The organism is Micromonospora eburnea (assembly GCF_900090225.1).
In the GTDB taxonomy this organism is placed as follows: domain Bacteria; phylum Actinomycetota; class Actinomycetes; order Mycobacteriales; family Micromonosporaceae; genus Micromonospora; species Micromonospora eburnea.
The window spans coordinates 5,514,472-5,538,946 of record NZ_FMHY01000002.1; the positions used below are offsets into that span (position 1 = coordinate 5,514,472).

27 protein-coding genes, 1 tRNA gene and 1 pseudogene are annotated in these 24,475 nt (G+C 73.1%); 9 read left to right on the plus strand and 20 right to left on the minus strand.

Annotated elements, in window-relative coordinates; genetic code table 11:
- Positions 1–66: 66 nt before the first annotated feature.
- Both GA0070604_RS23770 and GA0070604_RS23775 read right to left on the minus strand, forming a co-directional pair.
- A complete protein-coding gene (locus GA0070604_RS23770; protein WP_091122823.1) occupies positions 67–648 on the minus strand; it encodes a flavoprotein in 582 nt (193 codons plus the stop codon).
- A gap of 143 nt (positions 649–791) precedes the next feature.
- On the minus strand, positions 792–2,018 hold the full coding sequence (locus GA0070604_RS23775; RefSeq protein ID WP_091122828.1) for a helix-turn-helix domain-containing protein: 1,227 nt from the start codon (positions 2,016–2,018) through the stop codon (positions 792–794).
- A gap of 242 nt (positions 2,019–2,260) precedes the next feature.
- Between GA0070604_RS23775 and GA0070604_RS23780 the strand changes: the two genes are divergently transcribed.
- Positions 2,261–2,932, plus strand: coding sequence for a bifunctional DNA primase/polymerase (locus GA0070604_RS23780; RefSeq protein WP_091127367.1), 672 nt, complete (start codon positions 2,261–2,263; stop codon positions 2,930–2,932).
- 327 nt (positions 2,933–3,259) lie between these two features.
- Here the strand turns inward: GA0070604_RS23780 and GA0070604_RS23785 are convergent, their stop codons facing one another.
- From GA0070604_RS23785 to GA0070604_RS23795, 4 genes are read right to left on the minus strand one after another with little or no spacing between them, the layout of a single operon-like run.
- Entirely contained in the window at positions 3,260–3,994 is a 735-nt protein-coding gene (locus tag GA0070604_RS23785) for an FAD:protein FMN transferase (protein WP_091127368.1), read from the minus strand.
- A 53-nt stretch (positions 3,995–4,047) separates the two neighbouring features.
- A complete protein-coding gene (locus GA0070604_RS23790) occupies positions 4,048–4,629 on the minus strand; it encodes an FMN-binding protein (protein ID WP_091122831.1) in 582 nt (193 codons plus the stop codon).
- A gap of 15 nt (positions 4,630–4,644) precedes the next feature.
- The gene (locus GA0070604_RS33760; protein WP_244162236.1) at positions 4,645–4,947 is read right to left on the minus strand and encodes a ferric reductase-like transmembrane domain-containing protein; all 303 of its coding nucleotides are present in this window, start codon (positions 4,945–4,947) and stop codon (positions 4,645–4,647) included.
- Entirely contained in the window at positions 4,836–5,987 is a 1,152-nt protein-coding gene (locus tag GA0070604_RS23795) for a ferredoxin reductase family protein (RefSeq protein ID WP_244162062.1), read from the minus strand. The genes GA0070604_RS33760 and GA0070604_RS23795 overlap by 112 nt, the downstream gene beginning before the upstream one ends.
- Before the next feature lie 505 nt (positions 5,988–6,492).
- Here GA0070604_RS23795 and GA0070604_RS23800 point away from each other — a divergent pair.
- A complete protein-coding gene (locus GA0070604_RS23800) occupies positions 6,493–6,750 on the plus strand; it encodes a DUF3040 domain-containing protein (RefSeq protein ID WP_091122834.1) in 258 nt (85 codons plus the stop codon).
- 45 nt (positions 6,751–6,795) lie between these two features.
- Here GA0070604_RS23800 and GA0070604_RS23805 read toward each other — a convergent pair whose 3' ends face one another.
- Complete coding sequence (locus GA0070604_RS23805) at positions 6,796–7,809, minus strand: SWIM zinc finger family protein (protein WP_091122837.1); 1,014 nt, start codon at positions 7,807–7,809, stop codon at positions 6,796–6,798.
- Positions 7,806–11,102 carry a DEAD/DEAH box helicase gene (locus GA0070604_RS23810; protein ID WP_091122841.1) on the minus strand — a complete coding sequence of 1,099 codons (3,297 nt, stop codon included), beginning with the start codon at positions 11,100–11,102 and terminating at the stop codon, positions 7,806–7,808. The genes GA0070604_RS23805 and GA0070604_RS23810 overlap by 4 nt, the downstream gene beginning before the upstream one ends.
- A gap of 63 nt (positions 11,103–11,165) precedes the next feature.
- Here GA0070604_RS23810 and GA0070604_RS23815 point away from each other — a divergent pair, with 63 nt between their 5' ends.
- Positions 11,166–12,038: a carbohydrate kinase family protein gene (locus tag GA0070604_RS23815; protein WP_091122843.1), complete on the plus strand. Its 873-nt coding sequence runs from the start codon at positions 11,166–11,168 to the stop codon at positions 12,036–12,038.
- A 6-nt stretch (positions 12,039–12,044) separates the two neighbouring features.
- Here GA0070604_RS23815 and GA0070604_RS23820 read toward each other — a convergent pair whose 3' ends face one another.
- Positions 12,045–12,566 carry a DinB family protein gene (locus GA0070604_RS23820; protein WP_091122846.1) on the minus strand — a complete coding sequence of 174 codons (522 nt, stop codon included), beginning with the start codon at positions 12,564–12,566 and terminating at the stop codon, positions 12,045–12,047.
- Between the two features lie 82 nt (positions 12,567–12,648).
- Here GA0070604_RS23820 and GA0070604_RS23825 point away from each other — a divergent pair, with 82 nt between their 5' ends.
- Positions 12,649–12,855, plus strand: coding sequence for a hypothetical protein (locus GA0070604_RS23825; protein ID WP_091122850.1), 207 nt, complete (start codon positions 12,649–12,651; stop codon positions 12,853–12,855).
- A gap of 7 nt (positions 12,856–12,862) precedes the next feature.
- Here GA0070604_RS23825 and GA0070604_RS23830 read toward each other — a convergent pair whose 3' ends face one another.
- Positions 12,863–14,026, minus strand: coding sequence for a polysaccharide pyruvyl transferase family protein (locus GA0070604_RS23830; RefSeq protein WP_091122854.1), 1,164 nt, complete (start codon positions 14,024–14,026; stop codon positions 12,863–12,865).
- Between the two features lie 73 nt (positions 14,027–14,099).
- Entirely contained in the window at positions 14,100–14,675 is a 576-nt protein-coding gene (locus tag GA0070604_RS23835; protein WP_091122858.1) for a TetR/AcrR family transcriptional regulator, read from the minus strand.
- A 91-nt stretch (positions 14,676–14,766) separates the two neighbouring features.
- Here GA0070604_RS23835 and GA0070604_RS23840 point away from each other — a divergent pair, with 91 nt between their 5' ends.
- Entirely contained in the window at positions 14,767–15,351 is a 585-nt protein-coding gene (locus GA0070604_RS23840; RefSeq protein ID WP_091122861.1) for a dihydrofolate reductase family protein, read from the plus strand.
- A 41-nt stretch (positions 15,352–15,392) separates the two neighbouring features.
- Positions 15,393–16,328 carry a phosphotransferase family protein gene (locus GA0070604_RS23845; RefSeq protein WP_091122865.1) on the plus strand — a complete coding sequence of 312 codons (936 nt, stop codon included), beginning with the start codon at positions 15,393–15,395 and terminating at the stop codon, positions 16,326–16,328.
- A gap of 222 nt (positions 16,329–16,550) precedes the next feature.
- Here the strand turns inward: GA0070604_RS23845 and GA0070604_RS23850 are convergent, their stop codons facing one another.
- Positions 16,551–16,739 (minus strand): DUF397 domain-containing protein, encoded by a 189-nt coding sequence (locus GA0070604_RS23850; protein WP_091122869.1) that lies wholly within the window; start codon positions 16,737–16,739, stop codon positions 16,551–16,553.
- Positions 16,730–17,529 (minus strand): annotated as a pseudogene (locus tag GA0070604_RS23855) (helix-turn-helix domain-containing protein). The gene GA0070604_RS23850 and the pseudogene GA0070604_RS23855 overlap by 10 nt, the downstream one beginning before the upstream one ends.
- A 232-nt stretch (positions 17,530–17,761) precedes the next feature.
- Here GA0070604_RS23855 and GA0070604_RS23860 point away from each other — a divergent pair.
- Complete coding sequence (locus GA0070604_RS23860) at positions 17,762–17,953, plus strand: hypothetical protein (RefSeq protein ID WP_244162063.1); 192 nt, start codon at positions 17,762–17,764, stop codon at positions 17,951–17,953.
- On the plus strand, positions 17,950–18,312 hold the full coding sequence (locus tag GA0070604_RS23865; RefSeq protein WP_091127369.1) for a hypothetical protein: 363 nt from the start codon (positions 17,950–17,952) through the stop codon (positions 18,310–18,312). Before GA0070604_RS23860 ends, GA0070604_RS23865 begins: the two co-directional genes overlap by 4 nt.
- Positions 18,313–18,328: 16 nt before the next feature.
- Here the strand turns inward: GA0070604_RS23865 and GA0070604_RS23870 are convergent, their stop codons facing one another.
- The 4 genes from GA0070604_RS23870 to GA0070604_RS23885 all read right to left on the minus strand — a co-directional run bounded on the left by GA0070604_RS23870 (position 18,329) and on the right by GA0070604_RS23885 (position 22,367).
- Positions 18,329–19,126: an alpha/beta fold hydrolase gene (locus GA0070604_RS23870; RefSeq protein WP_091122873.1), complete on the minus strand. Its 798-nt coding sequence runs from the start codon at positions 19,124–19,126 to the stop codon at positions 18,329–18,331.
- Between the two features lie 164 nt (positions 19,127–19,290).
- The gene (locus tag GA0070604_RS23875) at positions 19,291–19,794 is read right to left on the minus strand and encodes a GNAT family N-acetyltransferase (protein WP_208602159.1); all 504 of its coding nucleotides are present in this window, start codon (positions 19,792–19,794) and stop codon (positions 19,291–19,293) included.
- Between the two features lie 222 nt (positions 19,795–20,016).
- The gene (locus GA0070604_RS23880; protein WP_091122876.1) at positions 20,017–21,501 is read right to left on the minus strand and encodes an NCS2 family permease; all 1,485 of its coding nucleotides are present in this window, start codon (positions 21,499–21,501) and stop codon (positions 20,017–20,019) included.
- A gap of 251 nt (positions 21,502–21,752) precedes the next feature.
- A complete protein-coding gene (locus GA0070604_RS23885) occupies positions 21,753–22,367 on the minus strand; it encodes a hypothetical protein (RefSeq protein ID WP_141721378.1) in 615 nt (204 codons plus the stop codon).
- A gap of 181 nt (positions 22,368–22,548) precedes the next feature.
- On the opposite strand from GA0070604_RS23885, the gene GA0070604_RS23890 reads away from it, so the two are divergent.
- On the plus strand, positions 22,549–23,295 hold the full coding sequence (locus GA0070604_RS23890; RefSeq protein WP_091122884.1) for an SAM-dependent methyltransferase: 747 nt from the start codon (positions 22,549–22,551) through the stop codon (positions 23,293–23,295).
- A 26-nt stretch (positions 23,296–23,321) separates the two neighbouring features.
- Here GA0070604_RS23890 and GA0070604_RS23895 read toward each other — a convergent pair.
- The 3 genes from GA0070604_RS23895 to GA0070604_RS23905 form a co-directional block, all read right to left on the minus strand.
- Positions 23,322–23,396 (minus strand) — tRNA-Val (locus tag GA0070604_RS23895).
- A gap of 84 nt (positions 23,397–23,480) precedes the next feature.
- Positions 23,481–23,945, minus strand: coding sequence for a peroxiredoxin (locus GA0070604_RS23900; protein WP_091122887.1), 465 nt, complete (start codon positions 23,943–23,945; stop codon positions 23,481–23,483).
- Between the two features lie 78 nt (positions 23,946–24,023).
- The gene (locus GA0070604_RS23905) at positions 24,024–24,461 is read right to left on the minus strand and encodes a DUF3052 domain-containing protein (protein ID WP_091122889.1); all 438 of its coding nucleotides are present in this window, start codon (positions 24,459–24,461) and stop codon (positions 24,024–24,026) included.
- Positions 24,462–24,475: the final 14 nt, after the last annotated feature.

The window sequence follows — 24,475 nt, forward strand, 5'->3', positions numbered from 1 at the left end:
CCCATGGCTGTCAGGAAGGACCCCTTGTACTACCGAATGCGTTGACAAGGGCCCCCTGCTTGCACCTCAACCCACCGGGGCGGCCGGGCGCGGCGTGCCGCGCAGCGCCGCGAGGCCGACCGCCCAGGGGAAGGCGTCCAGGTGCCGCTCGCCGGTGCCCGGCGGATGCAGCGGTACGACGTGGTCGCCGAACACGACGCGTATCCCCCACTCGCGCAGCCGATCCAGGCTGGCCCGGAACGCCGGATGCGCGGCCATCGCCGCGTTGGTGTACGGGACGGCCGCGATCGGCATCCCGAGCCCCTGCGCCTCGACCAGCAGCCCGAGCGCGAGGGTGTCGGCGATGCCGACCGCCCACTTGTTGATCGTGTTGACCGTCGCCGGGCAGACCAGCATCGCGTCCGCCGCCGGCAGCACGTCCGGGTCGCCCGGGTTCTTGTAGTGGGTGCGTACCGGGTGGCCGGTCTGCCGGGCCAGCGCCGCCCGGTCGACGAACTTCGCGCCGTCCGGCGTGGTGACCACGCAGACGTCCCAACCGTCCTGCCGGGCGAGGTCGACCAACCGGCCGACGTCACGGGCCAGCGGCGAACCGCAGGCGATGACATAGAGCACCCGGCGGCGCCCGTGGCCGATGTGCGGACCCTTCATCCGACCGGCACCGCGCTCATGCCGGCACTCCGCCACACTGATGATTCGCCCGCTCACGCTCGCTCACGCCGGCACTCCGCTGCGCTCCGTGCCACCACGAGGCACCACAACACCGCACTGATGATTCGCTCGCTCACGCTCGCTCATGCGCCAACTCCCATGTGCTCAGCCAACTCCGCGATCGGCGGAGGCGGCGTACCCCGTGTGCGACGAAGCACGTCCGACATCACCTCGTGGGCGATCGGCCGGCAGCGGATCTCGGACGGGGCGAGCCGGTCGCCGCGCAGCAGCATCTCCCCCGCGTTCGCGACGTCGCCGATCTGCGCATAGCCGCGGGCGATGTCGAGCAGGTGGTGCGCGCGCCGCTCGGGCAGCAGGCCGTTGAACGCGGCCTCGCAGATGGTGTGGTGGATCTCCACGGCCCGACCGCCGTCGCCCAGCTCCACCGCCGCGGCGGCCCGGTGCAGCTCCAGGTTGGTCGGGCCGAACGAGGTCCAGTAGTGGTTGTGGTCCCCGCCGACCAGGGTGGCCGCCTCCTGGGCACCGGTGAGCAGGTCGTCCACGGTGGCGGAGTCGCCGATCCGGGCGGCGGCCATCGCGCCCTGGAGCAGCAGCATGCCGTAGACGGAGAGCCGGCCCGGGGTGGCCTCGTTGCCGCCGCCGGGAGCGAGCCGGTTGGCGATGTTCACGTTGAGTTCGAGCGCGGGCCGGGCCCGGCCCATCGCCACCAGCGCGTTGCAGACCCGGGTGGTGGCGATGCCGGCCAGCAGCGGGTCGTCGGCCCGCTGGGCGACCGCCATCGAACGGTCGGCGGCCAGCCAGGCCAGGTCGCACTCGCCGAGCTTGCGCAGCACCGAGGAGGCGATCTGGTAGACCTGCCCGAGCAGGTGGGCCGCCTCCGGGGCCTGGTCCCCGCCGTAGCCGGCGTCGGCGGCCTGGGCGTCGCGCAGCAGCTTCGGCAGCGCCCGGGTGAGCATGCCGTAGCGGCCGTACTGGTAGGTGAGCCAGGCGTGGTTGACCGCCTTGCGCATGTCGCCCAGGGGCGGGGGGAAGGGCGCCGCGTCGAAGTACGCGCTCATCGAGTCGTACCGCTCCAGCGCCGCCCGGATCTCCTCGACCTCGACCTGGTCGATGCAGTTGAGGGCGTCGGTACGCCGCTCCGGGTCCTTGCCGAGCAGCAGTTGCACGTCGACGTGGAGGATGTCGGCGATCTCGTAGAGGACGGAGAACTTGTCCAGCCGCCGCACGCCGCGCTCGACCTTGTCGACCCAGCTCTTGGACTTGCCGAGCCGGTCGGCGAAGACCTGCTGGGACATCTTGCGCCGACTGCGCCAGTAAGCCACCCGGCGGCCTATGGGCAGTTCGTCCATCTCGCCATCCCTCCCCCACACCACGTCGGCTGATCTCCTCCGGGCAGCCATCGCGGCGGTCCGTCGGTCCCGCGTTCTCCCTCTGGTCGCACAGTCTGTACGTCAGCCGTACGGCCAGCCCTCGTAGTTTCCGTGCAAGTTGCATCAGCCGTTCGTCAGGTCAACGAGCACGGGTTACGGCAGTGACGGCGTTCGACGTGCGATGTGGACACCGTCCGGCCGGGTGAGAGGGGATGGCGCAGATGTGGGGGACCGTCGGACCGCGCGTGGCTCGCCTGTCGCCATTGGAACGGGTCCGGCTGCGCCGGGTCGCCGTCCGGTACGCCGTCCACGGCTGGGAGGTGACCCCCGGCGCATGCCTGGCCAACCGCCGCTTCGTCTGCGGCCGGGCCGGCTGTCCCACGGTGGGCTGCCATCCCGCCCTGGAGAACTGGGAGCACGCGGCGAGCGCCGACCCGGCCCGGGTGGCCACCTGGTGGTGCAGCCGCCCACACGGGGTGCTGCTGCCCACCGGGCGTTCCTTCGACGTACTGGAGGTCGCCGCCCACCTCGGCCGTCAGGTGCTGGACGCCGTCGCGTCCCACCCGGCCGGCTTCGGCGTACGCGGGCCGGTCCTGGTCACCCCCACCGGTCGCTGGATGTTCCTGGCCCGCCCGGGCGATCCGCTCCGGCCGGAATTGGAGCACTGCTTCCACGTGGTCCGGCACGGTCCCGGCTCGTGGATCCCGGCACCGCCGACCCGGCTGCCCGAGGGGGCGGTGCGCTGGGCGGTCGCCCCCGAGCAGGCCCGCTGGCAGCTACCTGACTCGTACCTGGTGCAGAACGCGCTGATCGAGGCGCTGCGCTCGGCCGGCATCACGCTCACCTCCGACCTGCTCCCCGGCCAGCTCCCCCTTCCCCGCCGCGGCCACTGACCGACGGTTCCCCGACAGCGTCCTCCCCCACACCGGACTCGTTGGAGCAGGTGAGAGCGCGTTCGCGCCAGAGCGGGGGTTGAGATGTCCACTGACGACGCGGCCCGCCACACCGGCGGCACCGAACCATCACGACACCACCGCCGCCCGCACCGCTGGGCCGGCACCCGGCCCTGGGGCACCCGCCCCGGCCGTCCCCGACCGACCGGCTCCCGCCCCAACACCACCCACCGTCCCCTCCGCTGACCCCCACTCCCGCCCCCGCCCATCGGCGTTGATCATTAGGTTGTTGCCCGCCCCTCCGCGTCGCCGACAGCAACCTCATCGTCAACCGGAGTCGGGCGGGGCCAGGGGGAGGGCGTGGGAGTGGAGGAGGCGGGCGTCGTCGGTGATGACGGCGTGCTGGTGACCGGGGAGGTGGTCCAGCCAGGTGATGCCGGCACGGCCCATCGCGACGGCGGCGGTGGCGTACGCGTCGGCCACCCCGAGATCAGGGCCGACCACGGTCACCGAACGCAGCCCCCGGGCCGGGGTGCCCCGGCGGGGATCGAGCACGTGCTCGCCACGTTCGTAGCCGCCGGAGGTGGCGATCGCCAGGTCGGTGCCGGCCAGCACCAGGCAGGTGGCCAGCGGGTCCCACGGGTGCCGCACCCCGATCCGCCACTCCTCGCCGGTGGCCGACCGGCCGCGTACCCGGACGTCGCCGCCGGCGTTCAGGCAGTGGTTGGGGGCGCCGGCCTCGACCAGGCGGTCCGAGGCGACCTGCGCCGACCAGCCCTTGACATAGCCGGACGGGTCCAGCCGCCCGGTGGCGTACGCGTCGAAGAAGCCGTCCGTCGCGCGCCACAGGTCGGCGCAGCGTTCCAGCACCGCGCGCAGGTCGGCCGAGGCCTCGGCGAGCGGCAGCGCACCCCGGTCGAACCGGCACACCTCGCTGTCGTCCCGGTAGGTGCTGAACCGGGCGTCGACCTCACGGAGCCAGCCGAAGGTCTGCTCGGCCAGTTCGTGCAGCGTGCCGGCGGGCAGGTCGTCGGCCAGGTCGAGGCTGATCGCCGTACCCATGACGTGCTCGACCCGGCGCAGGCCGGGCCGGCGTCCACCGGAGGCCATCGTGGTCAGGCCCGATCGATCGCGGCCTGCAACGACTGCCGGTACGCGTCGCTGGTGTAGGTGGCCCCGGAGACGGTGTTGAGGTTGGCGCTCTGCTTCGCGACCACCTCGCCGGCGGTGCCGCTGTAGCGGGCCTGCACGTCGTCGCTGCGCAGGCCGGACTGCCCGCTCTGCGGCATGCCGAGGGCGGTGGCGTCGACGATCCGGGTGCCGTTGAGGGTGATCCGCACCTGGAGCGACCCGTACTTGTAGCTGACCACCGGCCCGGTGACCGTCCGGTTGGCGGGCTTGGGCGCACTGGTGGTGGCCTTCAGCGCGGCGGTGGTGGACCTCGCGCCGGTGCTGGACTTCGCGCCCGGGCTACGGCTCACGCCGGCCTTGGCGCTCGGCTTCGCCGACGCCGGAGCGCTCGGCGCGGCCGATCGAACCGGAGTGGGGGCGGGTGCCGCGGACCCGCCGGGGGCCACGGGCGCCTCGGCGACGGGTCGGTCCTGGGCGACCTGGGTGACGCCCGGCGTGCCCTTGAGCACCACCAGCGCGGTGGTGCCGGCGGCCAGGCCGGTGATCGCGAGCAGCGCACGACGCATGGACGGAGGGCCTTTCTACAGCTCGAAGGTGGCGAGGTGGATCTGCCGTCGGGGGACGCCGGCCCGGCGCAGCACCCCGACGGCGTCGTCGACCAGGCCACCCGGCCCGCAGAGATAGACGTCGCGGCGGGTCAGGTCGGGCACCAACCGGCGCAGTCCCTCCGGGCTCATCACCTGGCGGGGACCGGGCTCGTTCCGGGAGCCGATCACGTACCAGACCGAGGTGTGCCGGGCCTGGGCCAGGAAGTCCAGTTCATGCCGAAGCAGGACGTCGGCCGGGGTCCGGGCGCGATAGATGAGGGCGGCTCCCGGCGGCAGTTCCTCCAGCATCGCCCGCAGCGGCGCGATGCCGCTCCCCCGGCGATCAGCAACGCCCGCTGCCTGGTCCGGTGCGCGGCGGTGAACGTGCCGGACGGGCCGACCGCCCAGACGCGGGTGCCCGGGACCAGGTCCCGCAGCTCGGCGGTGTACGCGCCGACCACCTTGACGGTCAGCCGCAACCAGCTGTCGTTGCCCGCCGCGGAGACCGAGAACGGGTGCGACTGCCACCAGCAGCCGGGGTTGAGGAAGCGCCAGCGGAAGTACTGCCCGCCGAGCAGGTCGATCTGGTTGAGCCGGCGACCGGCCAGGTAGATCGAGATGGTGTCCGGGGCCTCCGCCACCACGTCGGCGACGCGCAGCCGGTGCCGAAGGTTGAAGTGCAGCGGGGCGATCACCCGGCCCCACACCAGGGCGGCCACCACCAGCAGGTACGCGGCGATCCAGCCGGTGCGGACCGGGCCGGGCTCGAAAAGCTGCGCGCCGTTGCTGAACTGGTGCCCGTAGCCGAGCAGCAACGCCAGGTAGCTGCTCAGGTGCAGGTGGTGCCAGAGCTCGTACGGCAGGCGTCGGCGGATCGCCCGTACGGCGGTGACCCCGACCGCCACCATGATCCCGGCGGCCACGAACGCGGAGAGCATGTCCTCGTAGTCGCTGAGCAGGGAGCCGACCTCGCCGAGGATCGACCTGCGCTCCAGACCGGCGTAGCCGACCACGAGCAGGGCGAGATGCGCGAGGACCGCCACGAGCAGGGTGGCGCCGAGGTCCCGGTGCGCCCGGGAGAGGCGCTCGCCGCCGACCCAGCGTTCCAGCGGGCCGAGCCGGCTCATCATCAGCACCTGGACCAGCAGCAGGTAGCCGGCGACCAGGCCGGTGATCCGGCCGGCGGCGGTGAGCAGGTCGGTGGTCCCGGTCAGCGAGCCGGCCGAGGTGTCCAGCCACCAGGGCAGCACCGCGGCTACCAGGCCGAGCCAGAAGAGCCCGGCCAGAGCCCGGCGGCCGCCGGGCCCGCGACGCGGCCGGCCCCGTGGCGGGGGCACGGGGGCAGCCGAGGGCCCGCCGCACGACGGTGGCGTCCCGGCGCGGCCAATGAGGTGAGTGTCCTGATATGTCACGTATGCAACTTCATCGGGGTGAAATTCTGTGGGGGAAGAGGAAAAGATCTTGTCCAGCTGCGCCATCGTCGGGCGGTTGGTCCCGCTGGTCCAGGTCACCCAATCCGCGCCGTTCGCCGGCAGGGACGCGGGCGAGTTTACGCCCGGAGCGGCTGCTGACAACCCTGCCGTACGCCGCCGGAGCAGGGTGGCGGCCCGGGCGGTGAGCGTCGTGACGTGACATTTCGGCCCATCGGCGCTCTCCGCGGCGTGCTGCGGCTCAAGGAAACTTAAGGAGCGGATAAGCCTGCGCTGAGGCCGTCCGGCGCGCAGGGTCCCGCCCCGCGTCGCGGTGCCCGACTCGATCGAAAGTAGCGGTAGCAGCGGCGCGTGACCCTCGGCCGTTTCGGGTATGCCGCCGAACCGCTGAAGCCATGAGGGGAGCATCGCCATGCTCAGCAAAGAGGATCAGCGCAGGTTCGAACAGATCACCCGTCATCTGCGGGAGAGCGACCCACAGTTCTTCGCCCGCCTTGAGGACCGGGCCCGGGCCCGCCGAGGCCGGTACCTGATGCTTTTGACGATCGTGCTGTGGGCCTCACTGCCGGCGATGACCGTCCTGGCGGGGCGGCTGGCCGGCGCGATCTGCGCCGTGGTGCTGCTGGCCAACGCCGGACTCATGTGGCGGTTCCGGCGGCGTTGGCTATGACCGCGCCGACCGTCCCGTCCACGCCGGGAACGCGCCCCAACGGGATCAACGCGCCGAGAGGTCCGGGTCCGCCGTCGGTCGGGGACGGCCGAACTCCCGGTACGCCCGGCGCAACCGCTCGACGAGGCCTGGGCCGCCGATCGCCGCCCCGGGCGGGGCGAGCTGCCGCAGCAGCAGCTCCGGCCCGGCCGCCAGGGTGGGTGGCCGGTCGGGCAACGACACCGGGGACAGCCAGAACCGGTCCACCGCGTCGGCCAGCGGGGCGGGCGGCAGCCCGCCGAGCACCCGCGCCGCGCCGGCCACCGGAGGTTCGGGTTGGCGCTCCGTGCGCCGCTCGGCCGACTCGCCAGCTCCGGACCGGTCGGCCACCGGGCCAACCGCTCCGCCCGTCGCCCCCGTCCGCTCGGCCGACCCGCCCGCAGGCGCGACGGCCGACCCGCCGGCTGGGGCGCCCGCGCCGCGCAGCGTACGCAGCCGGGTGAGCAGCTCGGCCCGGCTCCGGCCACGCCAGTGCAGCAGCTGGAACGGGTCCGCGTCGAACGCCTCGGCGAGCAGGTAGAAGCTGGCCGCCAGGTGTTTGCACGGCACCGCGAAGTCGGGGCAGCCGCAGTGCTGTTCCAGCTCCGCCACGTCGGTCGGGAAGAGCGGCGCGCCCGCCGCGGCGAACAGCTCCTCCAGTTCGGCCGGCAGGTCGCCGGCGAGCAGCCGGGCACTGAAGAACGCCTGCCCGGCCAGGTCCGCCTCGATCCGCTCCCAGACCTCGTCGGGGTACGCCGCCAACCCGATCCGCACCGGGTACGGCGCCGGCCGGGAGCCCTGCACGTCGGCGGTGACCAGCCCGGGGGCGACGTCGAGCCGGAGCACCTGGCCCCGGCGCGCGTACGCCCGGCCCCGGGTGAGCCGGGTGCCGAGCGCGAAGGACTCCAGCACCTCCAGGAACCGCCGGGACCACCAGGAACGCCCGATCGCGCCCCGGGTGCTGCGCGCCCGCAGGCCGCCCTCGACCCGGCGCGGCGGCCCGAACTCCGCGAACCGGCGTCGGTCGTCCGACGTGCTCACTCCACCACCGCCCCGGACTCCAGCGCGAACAGCTCCCGCAGCGTCTCGGTGGAGAGTTCGGTGACCCACTGTTCGCCGCTGCCCACCACCCGCTGCGCCAGGCTGCGCTTGTCCGCGATCATCGCGGCCACCTTCTCCTCGACCGTGCCGGCGCACACGAACTTGCGTACCTGCACCCGGCGGCGCTGACCGATGCGGAACGCCCGGTCGGTGGCCTGGTCCTCGACCGCCGGGTTCCACCAGCGGTCCACGTGCACGACGTGGTTCGCCGCTGTCAGGGTCAGCCCGGTGCCGCCGGCCTTCAACGACAGTACGAAAAGCGGCGGCCCGTCCGCCGACTGGAACCGGGTCACCATGCTGTCCCGATCGGCCTTGCCCACCCCGCCGTGCAGGTAGAGCACCTCCCGGCCGGTACGGGCGGACAGGTGGCCACGCAGCATCCCGCCGAACTCGGCGTACTGGGTGAAGAGCAGGGCCTTCTCCCCCGCCGCGAGGACCTCGTCGACGATCTCCTCAAGGCGTTCCAGCTTGCCGGAGCGGCCGGCCAGCGCGGAGCCGTCGTGCAGCAGCTGGGCCGGGTGGTTGCAGACCTGCTTGAGCCGGGTCATGGTGGCCAGCACCAGGCCACGGCGTTCCATCCCGTCGCTGGACTCGATCTTCGCCATCATGTCGTCGACCACCGCCCGATAGAGCGCGGCCTGCTCGGCGGTGAGGTTGCAGAGCACCTCCATCTCCAGCTTCTCGGGCAGATCGGAGATGATCGACGCGTCGGTCTTGAGCCGGCGCAGCACGAACGGGCCGGTGATCCGGCGCAGCCGGTCGGCCACCTCGGCGTCCCCGTGCCGCTCGATCGGCTCGGCGAACCGCTTCCGGAACGTGGCGGCCGGGCCGAGCAGCCCGGGGTTGGCGAACTGCATGATCGACCAGAGGTCGGCGAGCCGGTTCTCCACCGGCGTACCGGTGACCGCGACCCGGTGTCGCGCGGGCAGCGACCGGACCGCCTCGGCCTGCCGGGTGGCGGCGTTCTTGATGGCCTGCGCCTCGTCCACGACCACCCGGTGCCAGTCGATCCCGGCCAGGTCGAACGCGTCCCGCCCGGCCACCGAGTAGGTGGTGAGGACCAGGTCCGCCGCGTGCACGGCCGCGGCGAACTCCGCGCCCCGCGCCCGTTCCGCACCGTGGTGCACGTGTACGCGCAGCTTCGGCGCGAACCGGGCCGCTTCCCGCTGCCAGTTGCCGACCAGCGACATCGGACAGACCAGCAACGTGGGCCCGGCCTCCGGCGGGTCCCCGGCGAGCAGGGCGAGCAGTTGCACCGTCTTGCCCAGCCCCATGTCGTCGGCGAGGATCCCGCCCAGCCCCAGCGACTGGAGGAACGCCAGCCAGGCCAACCCACGCCGCTGGTACGGCCGCAGCGTCCCGGCGAATCCGGGCGGCGGGTCGGCCGGGGTGAGCCGCCGCTCCGCCTCCCCGGCCAACAGCTCGCCCAGCGCGCCGTCGGCGGTCACCTCCAGCACCGGCAGTTCGTCGGGGCGGTCGACGCCGTCCAGGCCCATCCGCAGCAGGTCGGCCACGGTCAGCTCGCCGGCCGAGCGGAGCAGCCGCAGCCCGGCGGCGAGCCGCTGCGGGTCCAGCTCGACCCAGCGGCCCCGCAGCCGGACGAGCGGGGACTTCAGCTCGGCCAGCGAGGCCAGCTCCTCGGCGGTCAGCGGCTGGTCGCCGAGGGCCACCTCCCAGCGGTAGTCCACCACGGCGTCCAGCCCGAGAGCGCCGGAGGTGGCGGCGACCGCACCCGGGGCGGTGCGGCCACGCGCCCGCAGCCGGGCGCCGAGTCGCGCCGAGGACCGCCGCCACCAGGACGGCAGAAGCACCCCGAAACCGGCCGCGTGCAGCACCGGCGCCCCCTCGCGGAGGAACCGGTGCGCCCCGTCCGCGTCCAGGTCCAGCCCCTCCGGCGTGGCGGTCCGCAGCGCGTCCTCCAGCTCCGGCCAGAGCCGGCTGGCCCGGCCCAGCTCGGCGAGGAGCGTCTCCTGCGGGTCGACCCCGCGCCCGGCCAGCGCGGGCGTCGGCCCCTGCCAGACCTGCGCCGCGTCGACCACCAGGCCCGGCTCGTCGGCCGGGTGCAGTCCGAACTCGACCCGCCAGGAACCTCCCTCGACCAGTTCGGCCACCGGGTCGACATCCGGCTCGACCAGCCGGAAGGCGGCTCGTACCGCACCACCGGCGGCGTCCCGCTGCCAGTCGTCCAGCTCGGTACGGAGGGTGGCCAGAGCGGCCGGCTCGGCGGTGAAGGCGCGCTCCGGCCCGGTGAGCGCGGCCAGCCAGCGGGGCACCGGCCCGCCCGGCCGCATGCCCCGGTGCAGCGGGACGTCGGCGAGCGCGGCCCGGGCGGCCGCGTCGGCCAGCGCGTCCAGCGCCGCGGCGACCAGTTCCCCCGGCGCGGTCCCGTCCGGCGCCCCTCCGGACACGCGGCCACCCGCGGCCGGGTCGCCGCGGTCCGCGCCGGCCCGACCGGCCGCCCCGTCCCCGTCGGCCCGGGCGGCGCCGGCCTGGGTGACGGACCCGTCCTCGCCGGCACCGTCGGCCCGGCCGACCTCCCACTCGACGGCGGCGCGAGCGGCCGGGGGCAGGGCGAGGGCGAGCGAGCGCGCCCAGGCCGCATCGGTGCCGGTGAGCAGGGGCCGCCAGACCGCGCGGGCGGTCGCCACGTCCGCGTCGCCCACCGGACGCAGGTGACGCCGGGACCGCCCGTCCTTCGCCGTGCCCCGCACGGCCCGGCTCCGGCCGGTGGAATCGGCCCGCCCGGCCGGTGACCCCGGACCGGCGGCAACCGCATCCGCCACGCGGGGCAGGACCCGGCCACGGGCGACCAGGTCGGCGGCGAAGTCGGCCAGCTCGGCCAGGTGACGCAGGCTCGCGCCGATCACGGCGTCCTTCGGGTCGAGTGCCTGGAGCAGGGCGAACGCGGCGTCCGGGGCGTACGCGAGAGCGGGCACCCGCCACCCGGCGAGGGTGACCGGGCCGCGGACCGGCTCGTCGACGGCGGCCCGGACCAGCTCCGGCGAATCGAGCGGCGAGCCGGCCCGGGTGGGCAGGGTGAGCAGCACCGACGCCGGTTCGACGGGCGGGTCGCCGAGCGCGGCGGCGAGGCTGACCCGGTCGGCGGCGAAGGGGTGCGGGCGCTCGCGCGGCGCACGCCCGGGGCGGCGGGGGGCGCGGGGCGGCCGGGTGCTGTCCTCGGCCCAGACGGCGAGCCCGACGCCGGACAGCCACAGCCCGTGGATGACCAGCACGCACTCCCCCTCGACGACGCCCGGGGCCAGGATAGGCGGCCCCGGGCGGCTAGTGTCGGCGGCGTGGTCGATCTACTCGTGATCGGCGGCCTGGGGGTCGACATCCGCGCCCGGGTCGCCGCGCTTCCGCTGCCCGACGCCGACTCGCTGACCGTACCCCCGATCGAGCTGCGGATCGGCAACACCGGTGCCGGCGTGGCGCTCGCCGCGCACGCCCTCGGCCTGCGGGTGGCGCTGGTCGACGTGCTGGGCCCCGACCCGGCCGGCGACGTGGTCCGGGCGGCGCTGGCCCGCACCTCGGTACGGACCGTGCTGGCCGACGCCCCGGCCGGCACCCGCCGGTCGGTGAACCTGGTCGACCCGAACGGCCGGCGGATGTCCCTCTACGATCCGCGCCCCTGGACCGGCCCGGCGCCGTTCGCGGCGGCGGAGCTGACCGCGCTGGTACGCGACGCGGCGCACGTACACGTATCGATCATGGACTGGGCCCGGGACGCGCTGCCGGCGTTGCGCGCGGGCCTCGGCGATGGTGCGGCCCTCTCCACGGACCTGCACGACTGGGACGGCGAGAACGACTACCATCGCCCCTTCGCCGACGCGGCCGACCTGGTTTTTGTCAGCGATGTCCGGCTCGGCGACCGGGCCGGGAAGGTCGCCGACGGGCTGGCGCCGCGAACGGTGCTGGTGACCGGCGGGGCGGCCGGGGCGACCCTGCACGGGGTGGACAGCCCGCCGACGCGGGTGCCCGCGGCGACCCCGCCCGCCCCGGTGGTGGACACCAACGGCGCGGGCGACGCGTTCGCGGCCGGCCTGATCGCCGCCCGCCTGCGCGGCGCGTCCCCGCTGGAGGCGGCCCGGTACGCGGCCCGGGTGGCCGCCGCCGCCTGCACCCATGACGGGATGGAGTATCCGCCCGGCCTGCTGCCCCGCGACTGATCCCGGTCAGAGCGCCCCGGTCTCGCCGTCGGTCAGTTCGCGGAGGATGTCGGCGTGCCCGGCGTGCCGGGCGGTCTCCTCCACCATGTGGATCAGCACCCAGCGCAGCGACACCTCGCCGAGCTGCGGGTGCGGCACCACGTGCGCCAGGTCGAACCGGGCGGCCACCTCCCGGGAGCGGGCGCAGGCCGCCGCGTACGCCTCGGCCAGCGTCTCGACCGTCTCGCCCGGGTCGAGGGTGAAGCTGGCCACCGCCTCCTCCTCGGTGGTGAGGTAGACGTCGTCCGGCCCGGGCGCGAACAGCGCCGGGAACCAGTTCCGTTCCACCAGGGCGAGATGTTTGAGCATGCCGGCCAGGGTGGTCAGGGAGGGCACCAGCCGGCGACTCGCCTCGGCGTGGCTGAGGCCCCGCACCTTGCGCAGCACGATGGCCCGGTGGAAGTCGAGGAACGATTCGAGTACGGCCCGCTCGTCGCCCGTGCGGGCGAGGACCGGGCCGAGCGTGGGGTCGATCGTCGGGTCCGCCATTCCCGGACCCTAGTGCGGGACCGGCCGGCCCGCTGCCCCGCTATCCGCTGCGGCCCGGCCTGTGCCGGGGCAGGATGGGCGCATGGCTTCCACGGTGCAGATCCCCCTGGTGGGCGGCGCGGCCGACGGCGAGACGGTCACCGTCGAGCTGGACAGCAACGGCCGTCCGCCGCTGACCCACCACCACCTCGGCGCGGAGGGGTTGGCCGAGGCGCAGATCTACGAGCTGGAGTCGGACGACCACGGGGGCGAGCCGTGGATCTACGCCTGGCGCGGCCCGGCGGTCTGAGCCGGCCTCAGTGCGGCACCTGCGCCTCGGCGGCCCGGGACAGGGTCCGCGAGCGGATGCTCTCCAGCACGCCGCGGGTGACGTGGGAGGTGGTCCGGGCCTGGTCGCACACCTTCGCCACCAGTCGGGCGGTCTGCTCCGCCCGCGCGTCCCGCTCGTCCCACAGCCGGTCCACCTCGGCCAGCAGCGGGCCCTCCACCTCGCGTTCCACCCCGCGCAGCGCCGGCACGCCGAGCCGCTGGGCCAGGTCGAAGACCTTCCCGGCGTACGGCAGGGGCAGGAACGGCGTACCGGCCATGGCGGCGAAGATCAGGAAGTGCAGCCGCATGCCGACCGCCAGGTCGAAGTGGCGCATCAGGCCGAGGATCTGCCGGGGCGAGTAGTCGCCGTGCAGGATGCGTCCCCGCTCGGCGGTGGTCATGTGCGACATCACCCCGTGCGAGTGCCGGATGTCGTCGCGTTCCATCGGGACGAAGAGCACGTACGCGTCGATCCGGTGCACGAGGAAGTCACCGATCTGGGCGAGCAGCCGGTGGTAGCCGTCGATGTCGAGGCGCTCCGCGGCCCGGCCCGGCTCGCGTACGCTCAGCCCGACCAGCCGCTTGCCCGCCGGGACGCCCTCCTCGCGCAGCCAGCTCTCCGGGAAGTCCTCCGGTTCCAGCAGGAACGCCGGGTCGGCGGTGACGGTGATCGGGTTCAGCAGGCCGGCCTCCTCCAGCACCATCCGGGACTCCTGGTCCCGTACGGTCACCTCGGTCGCCCCGGCCAGGGTCTCCCGCACCATCCCGGTGTCCACGCTGTCGCTGAGCGGCCCGACACCGACCGCGTAGGTGAGCAGGGGCAGCCCCCGCTCCTGGGCGACCCGGACCACCCGTAGGTAGCGGCGGGCCTCGCGGTTGTAGAGGATGCCGCCGCCGCCGAGGATGAGCAGGTCGAGGTCGGCCAGGATCAGCGACGAGTCGGCCCGGCTGACGCCCTCCCAGGGCACCGCCTCCACGTCGGGATGGGCCATCGCGGTGTGCGCCGGGTTCCGGGAGAAGACAATGATCCGGGCGTTCGGCTCAAGGTGCCGCAGGTCGGACAGGAGACCGGTGAGGATCGCCTCGTCACCGAGGTTGCGGCCGCCGTACGAGCCGAGCACGCCGATGGTCAGTCCGGCGTCATCCGTCATCCGTCGCCCCTCCCCAGACCCGTTCCGCGCCGGTTTCCCGCTGCACCCGTGGACATACCTGGGGGGTAGGGGGTCAGCCGGGCGCGTCGACCAGCCGGGAGACCAGGGCGGAAACCACCTGGTCGACGTCGAACCCGGCGTCGATCGAGGTGGTCAACTGGTCGAGCAGGAACCCGTCCACCGCGTAGTGCAGCAGGGCCACCTCGAACGCGCTGCCGGGCAGCCCGGCCGCGACGTGGAACGCGACGTCGTCGGCGTACCCCCGGCGGAGCACGTCGCCGAGGGCGCGGCGCAGCTCGGGCCGGCGGGACGCCTCCAGCCGCAGCTCGAACAGCGCCCGGGTGAGGTCGGGTTCACGGGTGGTGCGCTCGACGATGTACCGCACATAGTCGGTCACCAGGGCGAGCGACGGCTCGCGCCGGCCCAGGTCGGCCAGGACCGCCGGGTCGGGCGCCATCCGCTCGAAGATCCGCTCGGCGAGGCCGGCGAGCAGCGCGGCCCGCGAGGGGAAGTAGTTGGAGGCGGTGCCGGTCGGTACGCCGGCCTCGGCGTCGACCGCGCGGTGGGTGAGCCCGCGCGCGCCGGAGGCGGCGAGCACCCGCAGCCCGGCGTCGGCGAGCAGGTTGCGTCGTTCCGGATTCCTGGCCACGAAGACACCCTAGCAATAACCACGACAGGTGTTGTACATTCTCTCTCGACCACGACAGCCGTTGTGGTTGAGTCCGATCCCCGGAGCCGATTTGCGCAAGCTCGTGTACTACGTCGCCAGCACCCTCGACGGCTTCATCGCCGCCCCCGACGGGTCCTACGACTTCTTTCCCCTGGTGCCGGAGCCGGACGTGCTGGCCCACCTGACCGCCGAATGGCCCCAGACCTTCCCCACGTTCGCCCACGCCCAGTTCGGCATCGAGTCGCCGCCCACCGGGCGCTTCGACGCGCTGGTGATGGGCCGCGGCACCTACGAACCGGCGCTGAAGCTCGGCGTCGCCAGCCCGTACGCCCACCTGAGGCAGTACGTCTTCTCCCGGTCGCTGCCCCCGTCCGACGACCCGCAGGTGGAGATCGTCAACGCCGACCCGGCGGCCTTCGTCCGCGAACTGAAGCGGCAGCCGGGCGGGGACATCTGGCTCTGCGGTGGCGGGCAGCTCGCCGGCCAGCTCCTCGACGAGGTGGACGAGCTGGTGGTCAAGCTGAACCCGGTCGTGGTCGGCAGCGGCATCCCACTGGCCGACCGGGGCTTCGCCCCGCACCGGTTCACCCTGGTCGAGGCGCGCCCCTTCGACAGCGGGACCGTCCTCCTCCGCTACGCCGCCGGGGCGCGGTAATCGGATTGCCTGGAACGGGCACCGCGTCGCACGGTGGACCGGTGACGGACGCGACGAAGAGCCGGATCCACTGGAGCGACCTGCCGGACCCGGTCCGGGCCGCCGTCCAGAAGATCCTCGGCGACCGGGTGGTGGAGGCCGTCTCGCAGCAGGGCGGCTTCTCCCCCGGCACCGCCGACCGGGTACGCACCGCCGGCGGCCGCCGGGCCTTCGTCAAGGCGGTCAGCCCGGCGCAGAACGATCGCAGCCCTCACCTGCACCGCACCGAGGCGCTGATCGCCGCCGCACTGCCCCCGGCCACGCCCGCGCCCCGGCTGCTCGGCAGCTACGACGACGGCGACTGGGTGGCGCTGGTCTTCGCCGACGTCGAGGGCCGGCACCCGGTGACCCCCTGGCACGCCGACGAGCTGGCGGCCGTGCTGTCCACCCTGGAGGCGATGGCCGGCGCCCTCACACCGGCGTCGATCGCGGCGGCGCCCACGGCCGCCGAGCAGCTCGCGGCGGACTTCGCCGGCTGGCGGCGGATCGCCGCAGACCCGCCGGCCGACCTGGCCCCGTGGGCCCGCTCGCGGCTGCCCGAGCTGTGCGCCGCCGCCGACCGGGGGCTGGCGGCGCTGGCCGGCGACACCCTGTGCCATCTCGACATCCGCGCCGACAACCTGCTCATCGGTCCGGACGGGACGGTCAGCGTGGTGGACTGGCCGTGGGCCTGCCGGGGGCCGGCCTGGCTGGACAGCCTGCTGACCCTGATCAACGTGCAGGTGCACGGCGGGCACGACCCGGAGGCGCTGCTGCGCGACCTGCCGCTCGCCGCCGGGGTGGACCCGGCCGACCTGACCGGCGTGCTGGCCGGGTTCGCCGGGTTCTTCCTCGACGGGTCCCGCCTCCCGCCGCCGCCCGGCATCCCCACCGTACGGGCGTTCCAGCGCTTCCAGGGCGACGCGCTGCTGCGCTGGCTGGACCGCCGGCTGCCCTGACCGGTCCCCCGAATCCGCCTGTCGTTGACGGCTTCAGCGACGGTTACGGGATCGGCGGGTCGCCCAGACCCCGCCGACGATCGCCGCGGCCACCGGCAGGAGGCAGCAGATCGTCAGGACCACCAGGTGCCACGGCTTGATTGCTCCCATGGCCGGGAGGATAGGCCCGGCTGACCAACGCCGCTGTCCCTGCCGATGCGTGGTGTGGCGCTGTGGCGAGGATCAGGGGCGCTTGGCGAAGTCGACGAAGGCGCGCCAGCTCTGTGGGGTGAAGACGAGGACCGGGCCCGCCGGGTCCTTGCTGTCGCGTACGCCGATGACGCCGGGCAGGTTGTCGGCCACCTCGACACACGACCCACCGTTCGAGCCCGAGCGGGTGGACTTGCGCCATCGGGCACCGCTCATGTCCATGTCTGCGCCGCTTCCTTGATCAGGTTGAGTGACTGCCTGCGGGACAGGGCTTCTCCACGGACGCCTCCCACCGCTGGTGAAGGTTAGCAATGTCATCAGCCTGGGTTACCACCTGCGCGCGGACCTGGTGATCAAGGTGCGCCACCACCGAGCCGTCGCTCAGGGTGGCCAGGATGAAGCCGCCCTGCAGGGCAGGGTAGAGCCCGGCGTCCTCGGGCACCACGAGTATCTGGACGTGCGGCAGCTCGGCGGTCTTGGCCAGATGGGCGAGCTGCTGTCCCATCAGCTCGGGGTGCCCCTTCATCGGACGACGCAGCACCATCACATCAAGAACGGCAACAACGTGACAGGCAGGTTCTCTGGTGAGAATCGCCTGCCGCCCGAGCCGGGAGGAAACCCGCTGCTCGATCTCTTCGACGGTGAGCAGGCTGCCTGCCAGCGTCATCCGAGCGTATGCCTCGGTCTGCAGGATGCCGGGAACGTACGCCGGCTCGTACCACCTCAGCAGCCTCGCGTCCCGCTCGTTGTCGATCCAGGCGCGTAGCCAGGGCAACGCGTCCTCGTCCAACGACGCGCGCCGAAGCAGCCGGCCGAACATCCCACCGGTGCCCAGTGCTTCGTCCAGCGCGGCGAGGTAGTCCGCCTTGGGCGGGCGCTGGCCGGTCTCCACGCCGGAGACATGGGACGCGGAGTAGTTGATGCGCCTGGCCAGTTCTTCCTGGCTGAGACCGGCTCGGATCCGGGCCTGCCGCAGCTCGCCGGCGATGAACTCCCACCACGACGCGCCCATGCTCCGCCCTGCCTCTCCCAGGTTTCCCGGTGAACTTCCCACGGCCTCTCACGGACCGGCCCTGGCCTGCTCAGCCGCCGCTCAGGGCGTCGAAAGCTCTTCCGAGCGTAGTGGTGTCCTCAGCAGACTGTCACGCAGCGGGCCTCCTCCCGTCCGGCCCGCTGCGGGGCCGCCCTCGGACCCTCCCCCGGTGCCTGGGCGGCCCCGACCCGTATCCAACAAGGAGAACTCGATGCGTAACGCGCTGCGCTGGTTCCGGTGCCGCACCGCCGTGCCCCCGCAACCCCTGCCCCGCCGGGTGAAGGGCGACAACCTGCCAGAGTGGATGTGCGAACCGACGCGCGTGCATCCGACGATGCGGCCGGGCAGCCCCGGCCGGCTGACCCGGGGCCAGGAGTGGCGGGCCAACGGCGGTCGCTGGTGACCGGCCCCGAACGGCACCTCGCCAGGTTTCCGATACCGCGCCTCGGGCCGTACCCCGATCGGCCACGGCCCTACCCACCCGGCCAGCCGCCGCACCTGCCGATCCGGCCGCTCTGGGTGTGCCGGGCCTGCGGGCAGCCGTGGCCGTGCGCCGAGGCCCGCCTGCTGCTCAAGGTCGAGTACGACGACCACCCCGTCGACCTGGCCGTCTACCTGTCCGGGCTCTACCACGAGGCGACCCACGACCTGTTCCGGCTCAACCCGCACGACGGTCCCACCCCGCGCGAACTCTTCGAACGGTTCGTCGCCTGGGGCCCGTACCGGAAGGGCCTGGTCGACCCACCGCCCGGACACGGATGAGCCGAGACGCCCAGGCTCAGCCGGGCGGGCGTACCTCGTGGGTGAGGAACGGCAGGGCGGCGGCGGGCAGCGCCGGCGACCCGATGATGTCGTAGTGGGTCAGGCCGGGCAGCACAGCCAGCCGGGACGCCGGCCGGTCGGTGCCGTCCCAGCCGGCGTCCCGGTGCCCGCCGCCGAGCAGCCCGAAGAACTCCGCCATGTGGCTGACGGGGATCGAGTCGGCGTCGGCGTAGACCAGCAGGACCGGCAGGGCGAGGGCGGCGACCTCGGCGGACCAGTCGTAGTCGCGGCGCAGCAGCTCGCCGGTCTTGGCCCAGAGCGTCGGCCAGTCCTGCGGGCGTGGCGCCACCCGCTCGTACAGCTCGTGAGGCGGGGAGCCGCGCATCTGCTCGGCCACCCGCTCGTCCTGGGCCGCCATCGCGGCCAGCACCTCCGGGTACCAGCCCCGCCGCCGGCACGGGGTGGAGACCAGCACCAGGCGGCGGACCCGGTCGGGGTGCTGGATCGCGGTACGCAGGGCCACCCCGCCGCCGAGCGAGTAGCCCAGCACGTCGGCCCCGGGCAGGTCGAGGTGGCGCAGCAGCGCGCCGACGTCGTCGGCCATCGTCTCGTAGCGCAGCGGGCGGTCGACGTCGGCGGTGCGGCCGTGCCCCTGGAGGTCGACCGCGATCACCTGCCGGCGGGCGGCCAGCGCGGGCCGGATCGGGGCGAACATCTCCACCGACCCGTAGCCGCCGTGCAGCAGCACCAGGGGTTTTCCCGTGCCGTGCACCTCGTACCAGAGCCGCACCCCGTTGACGTCCGCGTAGCCCATCCGGTTCCCTCCGTCGGTTCGGACCAGCTTCCCGCACCCGCCACCCGTCGGTGGCCGCTTCTGAGGGGGAACGCCGACGCCACATCGTACTCATCGATCCATCGATGAGTGCTTTCGAACGTGGTGGCCCGGCGGCGGGGACGCCCCGCCGCCGGGCCGTCGGATCACCGCCCGGTCAGCTCGGCGGCGGTGAGCACGTACCGGTGCAGCAGGCCCTCGTCACCGTGGACCGTGCCGTCCCGGCGCAGGCCGGCCTTCTCCAGCACCCGCACCGACGGCCGGTTGGCCGGGTCCACGGTGGCGTACACCACGTCCACGCAGGGTGCCGTGAGGGCGTACGCGACCAGCGCGCGGACGGCCTCGGTGGTGTAACCCCGGCAGCGCCGGGACGGGGCGACGCCGTAGCCGAACTCGACGGCGCCGGCGGTGGGCGGCCATTTCAGGCCGATCCCGCCCACGGCCAGGCCGGTATCCCGTTCGATCATCAGGTAGTGCCCGTGCGGCCGTTCCGGCTCGCGGGTGAGCCGGCCGGCGATCATGCGGTCGGCCTCGCCGGGGAAGTCCGCAGCCCAGTGCGGGCAGCGCTCACCGGCGGCGGCGACGGCGGCCTCCTCGGCCGGCCACGGGCGCAGCACGAGTCGGTCGGTGGTCAGGTCGGGAAAGAACAACGCGATTCTCCAAGGTCGTGGAGTGACCCGGGTCGCGGTGAGTCAGGAGGCGCGACCCGGAGGAGGGCATGGCAGGAGAAGCTCATGGCGATCCATGGCCTCATCTCCCCTGCGCCCACGACGGTCGCGTGTCCGCGCGACGGCACTCTAACCCATGATCCGGATACGCCGCGCCCCCGCTGCCTCGGGCCAAGGGGCAGCGGGGGCGCGACGAGGATCCGGTCAGCTGACGCCGGTAACCGCCTTGACCAGGTTGATCCCGAAGTAGATCACGAACGCGACGGAGACCGCCCACATCAGCGGGTGGATCGTCCGGGCCTTGCCCTGCGCCACCCGGATCGCCACCCAGCTGATGAAGCCGGCGCCGATGCCGTTGGTGATGGAGTAGGTGAACGGCATGAGCGTCATGGTCAGGAACGCCGGGACCGCGATGCCCACGTCGGTGAGGTCGATCTCCTTGACCTGGCGGATCATCAGCGCGCCGACGACCACCAGGGCCGGGCCGGCCGCCTCGCTCGGCACCAGCGACACCAGCGGGGTGAGCAGCAGCGCGCCGAAGAAGAGCAGACCGGTGACCACGCTGGTCAGGCCGGTACGCCCACCGTCGGCGATGCCCGAGGAGGACTCGACGTAGGTGGTGGCCGAGGAGGCGCTACCCGCGCCACCGGCGACCGCGGCGACACCGTCGACGAAGAGCACCTTGCCCAGTCGGGGCATGTCGGTGCCGTCCGCGTTGGTCAGGCCGGCCTGCTTGGCCAGGCCGACGGTCGTGCCCATCACGTCGAAGAAGTCGGCGAGCACCAGGGTGAAGACCAGCAGCAGGGCGGTCATCAGGCCGACGTTCGCGAACGCGCCGAACGACACGTTGCCGACCAGGTGCAGGTCGGGCTTCTGCCAGAGCGGGTCCGGCAGGGTCGGCACGTTGAGGCGCCACCCGTCCGGGTTGGGCTTGCCGTCGGCGAGGACCGCCCCACCCGGCTTGGCCAGGGCGTTGACGATCACCGCGAGGACGGTGGTGGCGACGATGCCGATCAGGACGCCGGCCTTCACCTTGCGGGCGACCAGGATGCCGGTGACCAGCAGGCCGACCAGGAAGACGACCGTGGGCCAACCGTGCAGCGTGCCGTTGGGGCCCGAGCCGAGCTGTAGCGGCACGCCGCTGCCGGCCCGGACGAAACCGCCGTCGACGAAGCCGATCAGCGCGATGAACAGGCCGATACCGGCGGCGATGGCCGCCTTCAGCTCGGCGGGGATGGCCCGGAAGACGGCCTTCCGGAAGCCGGTCAGCACCAGCACGGTGATGATCAGACCCTCGATGACGACCAGGCCCATCGCCTCGGCCCAGCTCATCTGGGAGGCGACGGCGTACGCGACGAAGGCGTTGAGCCCGAGCCCGGTCGCCACACCGAACGGCACCCGGCCGACGATCCCCATCATGATCGTCATGACCGCGGCGACCAGCGCGGTGACGCCGGCGACCGCCCCCATGCCGAGGATCTTGCCGTCGGCGTCCGGGGCCGTGCCGATGATCAGCGGGTTGAGCACGACGATGTACGCCATCGTCGCGAAGGTGGTGATTCCGGCGAGCACCTCGCGCTTGACCGTCGAGCCACGGCGGGTGATCTCGAAGAAGCGGTCGAGACGGCCGCGCTCGGCGGGTTCCGCCGACTCGACCGGGGCAGCAGGATCCTGCGTAGTCACGCTCATGGCGTGGCTTACTCCGTTCCGGGTTGGCCCGCCGGACGCACCGTTCGGGCGGTGGGGGTGCAGTCGTCCCGATTCGGTTGGCCCGGAGAACGTCGGAACGGCTGGGCTCCACGGATCCCCGTGAAGCACTACGAAGCCGCAACCCGAGCAGGGGAAGCGACTTCGCGCCTCCAGCTTAACCGCCGGGTAACGGCAGTTGACCTGCCCCTACCCTTACCGCCGCAGTGAGGGTGGGCAACGTCACGCCACGGTCAGCCGGGGCAGGGCCCGGCGAAGAGCGAGACGACCACCCGGACCGGCCGGGCATTCTCGGCCGTGACGTCCAGTGGCACGCAGCGGCGCCCCTTGACGAAGAACCCGCCGACGAACCAGGTGTCGCCGTCCGGGCAGGCGGCGAACCGTACCCCTTCCACCGGGCGGAACTCCCACGCCTGACCGTATTTCAGGCCGGCGTAACCACGAGCCTCCGGGCCGATCATGACCGTCGCGGTCGCGCCGGCCCGGACGCCCACCCCGACCTTGTAGTGGCCCCCGTCAGCGTCCTGGTAGCCGAAGGCAGCCGGATCACCGGTCGTCATCGCTTTCAGGCCCCGCCAGACCACCGGACCGGCGACGACGTCATCGGGGCCGGACGGGGTCGGCATCGGTTCGATCATGTGTGACTCACCGGGCCCGCAGCTGACGGGCCGGGGAACCTCGTCCGCCTCGGGGCCGGTCGCCACGGCGGCGGCGTCAACCATCGTGCTGGCGGTGGCCGCCGGGCTGGCCGTGGTCACGACCGGCCGGCCGGCGCGGTCCTCCGGCGTGCAGCCGTTGACCATCAGCAGCGCGGTGACGCCCGCGAGGGCACCCACCTCTCTCCGCATCGCCGACCTCCCGCCTACACCCTAGGGACCCCGTCAACTCGGCGTCCCGGGCACGAGATCTTGGCAGGAAACGGCCCGCACCGGGGCCGAAATCCACCAAGATCTCCCCGAGGGCCATCGGTTGCCGTGGCGGTTGCAAAACGGGGATGCGTCGTGAATCCGACCTTGGCACGCTCAGCGGATGCAGACGACTGACGACCTCGCAGCTTCCCGCTATGCGCGGATGCGATGGAACACCCCGTTGTCGGAGGAACATGCGGCGCTGCTTCTGCAGCGGCTCGACATCCGGCCGGGCGTGCGCGTGCTTGATCTCGGCTGCGGGTGGGGCGAGTTGCTGCTGCGGGCGGTTGCCGCCGGAGGAGTGAGCGGCGCAACCGTGACGACCGGCGTCGGTGTCGATACGGATGATGCCGCTCTCGCGAGGGGGCGGGCGCTGGCGGCTGACCGGTCGTTGGACAGGCAGGTCACCTTCGTGGAGGGGGAAGCGGCCGCCTCGCGGGAGTCAGGCGACCGCGTGCTGTGCGTTGGCGCCTCGCACGCCTTCGGCGGGACGGCCGATGCTCTCCGGGCGCTCGCCGAGTCCGTACGGCCTGGTGGCCGGCTCCTGTTCGGCGACGCGTACTGGGAGCAGCCACCAACGGCCGAGGCGGTAGAGATCTTCGGGGAGAAGATGGTGCCGCTCGCGGATCTCATCGAGCAGGCCCATGGGCTGGGCTGGCGAGTTCTGCACTTCAGCACCGCCGACCAGCGGGAGTGGGACGACTTCGAGTCCACCTGGCGCGCGAGCCGGCAGGAATGGCTGCTGCAACACCCGGGAGACCCTCGCGCGGCGGACCTTCAGAAGGAACTCGATGACCGGCTACGCGAATACGTCGGCGTCTATCGCGGCATTCTGGGAATTGGGTACTTCGTCCTCGGTCGTGCCTGATCAGATGGTCGTGCCCGATCAGGTGATGGTGGGCGCGGCAGGTTTCGAACCTGCGACCCCTCGCTTGTAAGGCGAGTGCTCTCCCACTGAGCTACGCGCCCGGAACGCCCGTACGGCGGGCCGGAGGTCCGGCAAGCTTACCTGCCGGCCTCCGGTCCGGTCGAACGGCGTGCCTGAAGGTGGGATCAGGCGGCGGCTTCGGCCAGGGCCTTGCGCCAGCCCTGCTGGTCCCGGGCCTCGCCGGGCAGGTTCATCTCGGCGAACCGGACCACGCCGGCCTTGTCGATGACGAAGGTGCCCCGGTTGGCGATGCCCGCGACGTCGTTGAAGACGCCGTACGCCTGGGCCACCGCGCCGTGCGGCCAGAAGTCGGCCAGCATCGGGAACTCGTAGCCCTCACGGTCGGCCCAGATCTTGTGGGAGTACACCGAGTCGACGCTGACGGTCAGCACCTGGACGTCGTCGTTGACGTACTCGTTGAGGTTGTCCCGCACCTCGCAGAGCTCGCCCTGGCAGATGCCGGTGAAGGCGAGCGGGTAGAACACCAGGAGCACGGTGCGCCTGCCGCGGAAGTCGGAGAGCCGGACCTCCTGGTTGTTCTGGTCCTTGAGCACGAAGTCCGGCGCCTCGGCGCCAACCTCGATCGGCATGGGAACTCCTTGGATCGGGTCTGGAGATGATCAGCCTGCCACACCCGGCGACGGGCGCCGCCGGGTGGCGTACGGGGGTTACTTGCGGCTCTTCGACCCGCGCCGGAGCACGAGCCGGGCACCGCTCCAGTCCCGACCCGCGTTGATCGTCGAGGTCTGCTGGAGGCCGGCGGTCTGGGCGCTCTCCGCGACCTCGCTCGGCTCGACGTGACCGTCCCGGCCGGCCTTGGGCGTCAGGAGCCAGACCACCCCGTTGTCGGCCAGCGGCCCGAGTGCGTCAACGAGGAGCTCGAAGAGGTCACCGTCGCCGTCTCGGTACCAGACGAGAACCGCGTCGACCACCTCGTCGGTGTCCTCGTCGACCAGCTCTCCACAGCGGTCGGTCAGGGCGTCCCGGAGATCCTGGTCGACGTCGTCGTCGTAGCCCATCTCCATGACGACCATCCCCGGCTCGATCCCGAACCGGTCCGCCAGGCTGCGTACCCCGTCGGCGGCCTGACCAGCGGTCGCGCTCACTGTCGCGTGCCTCC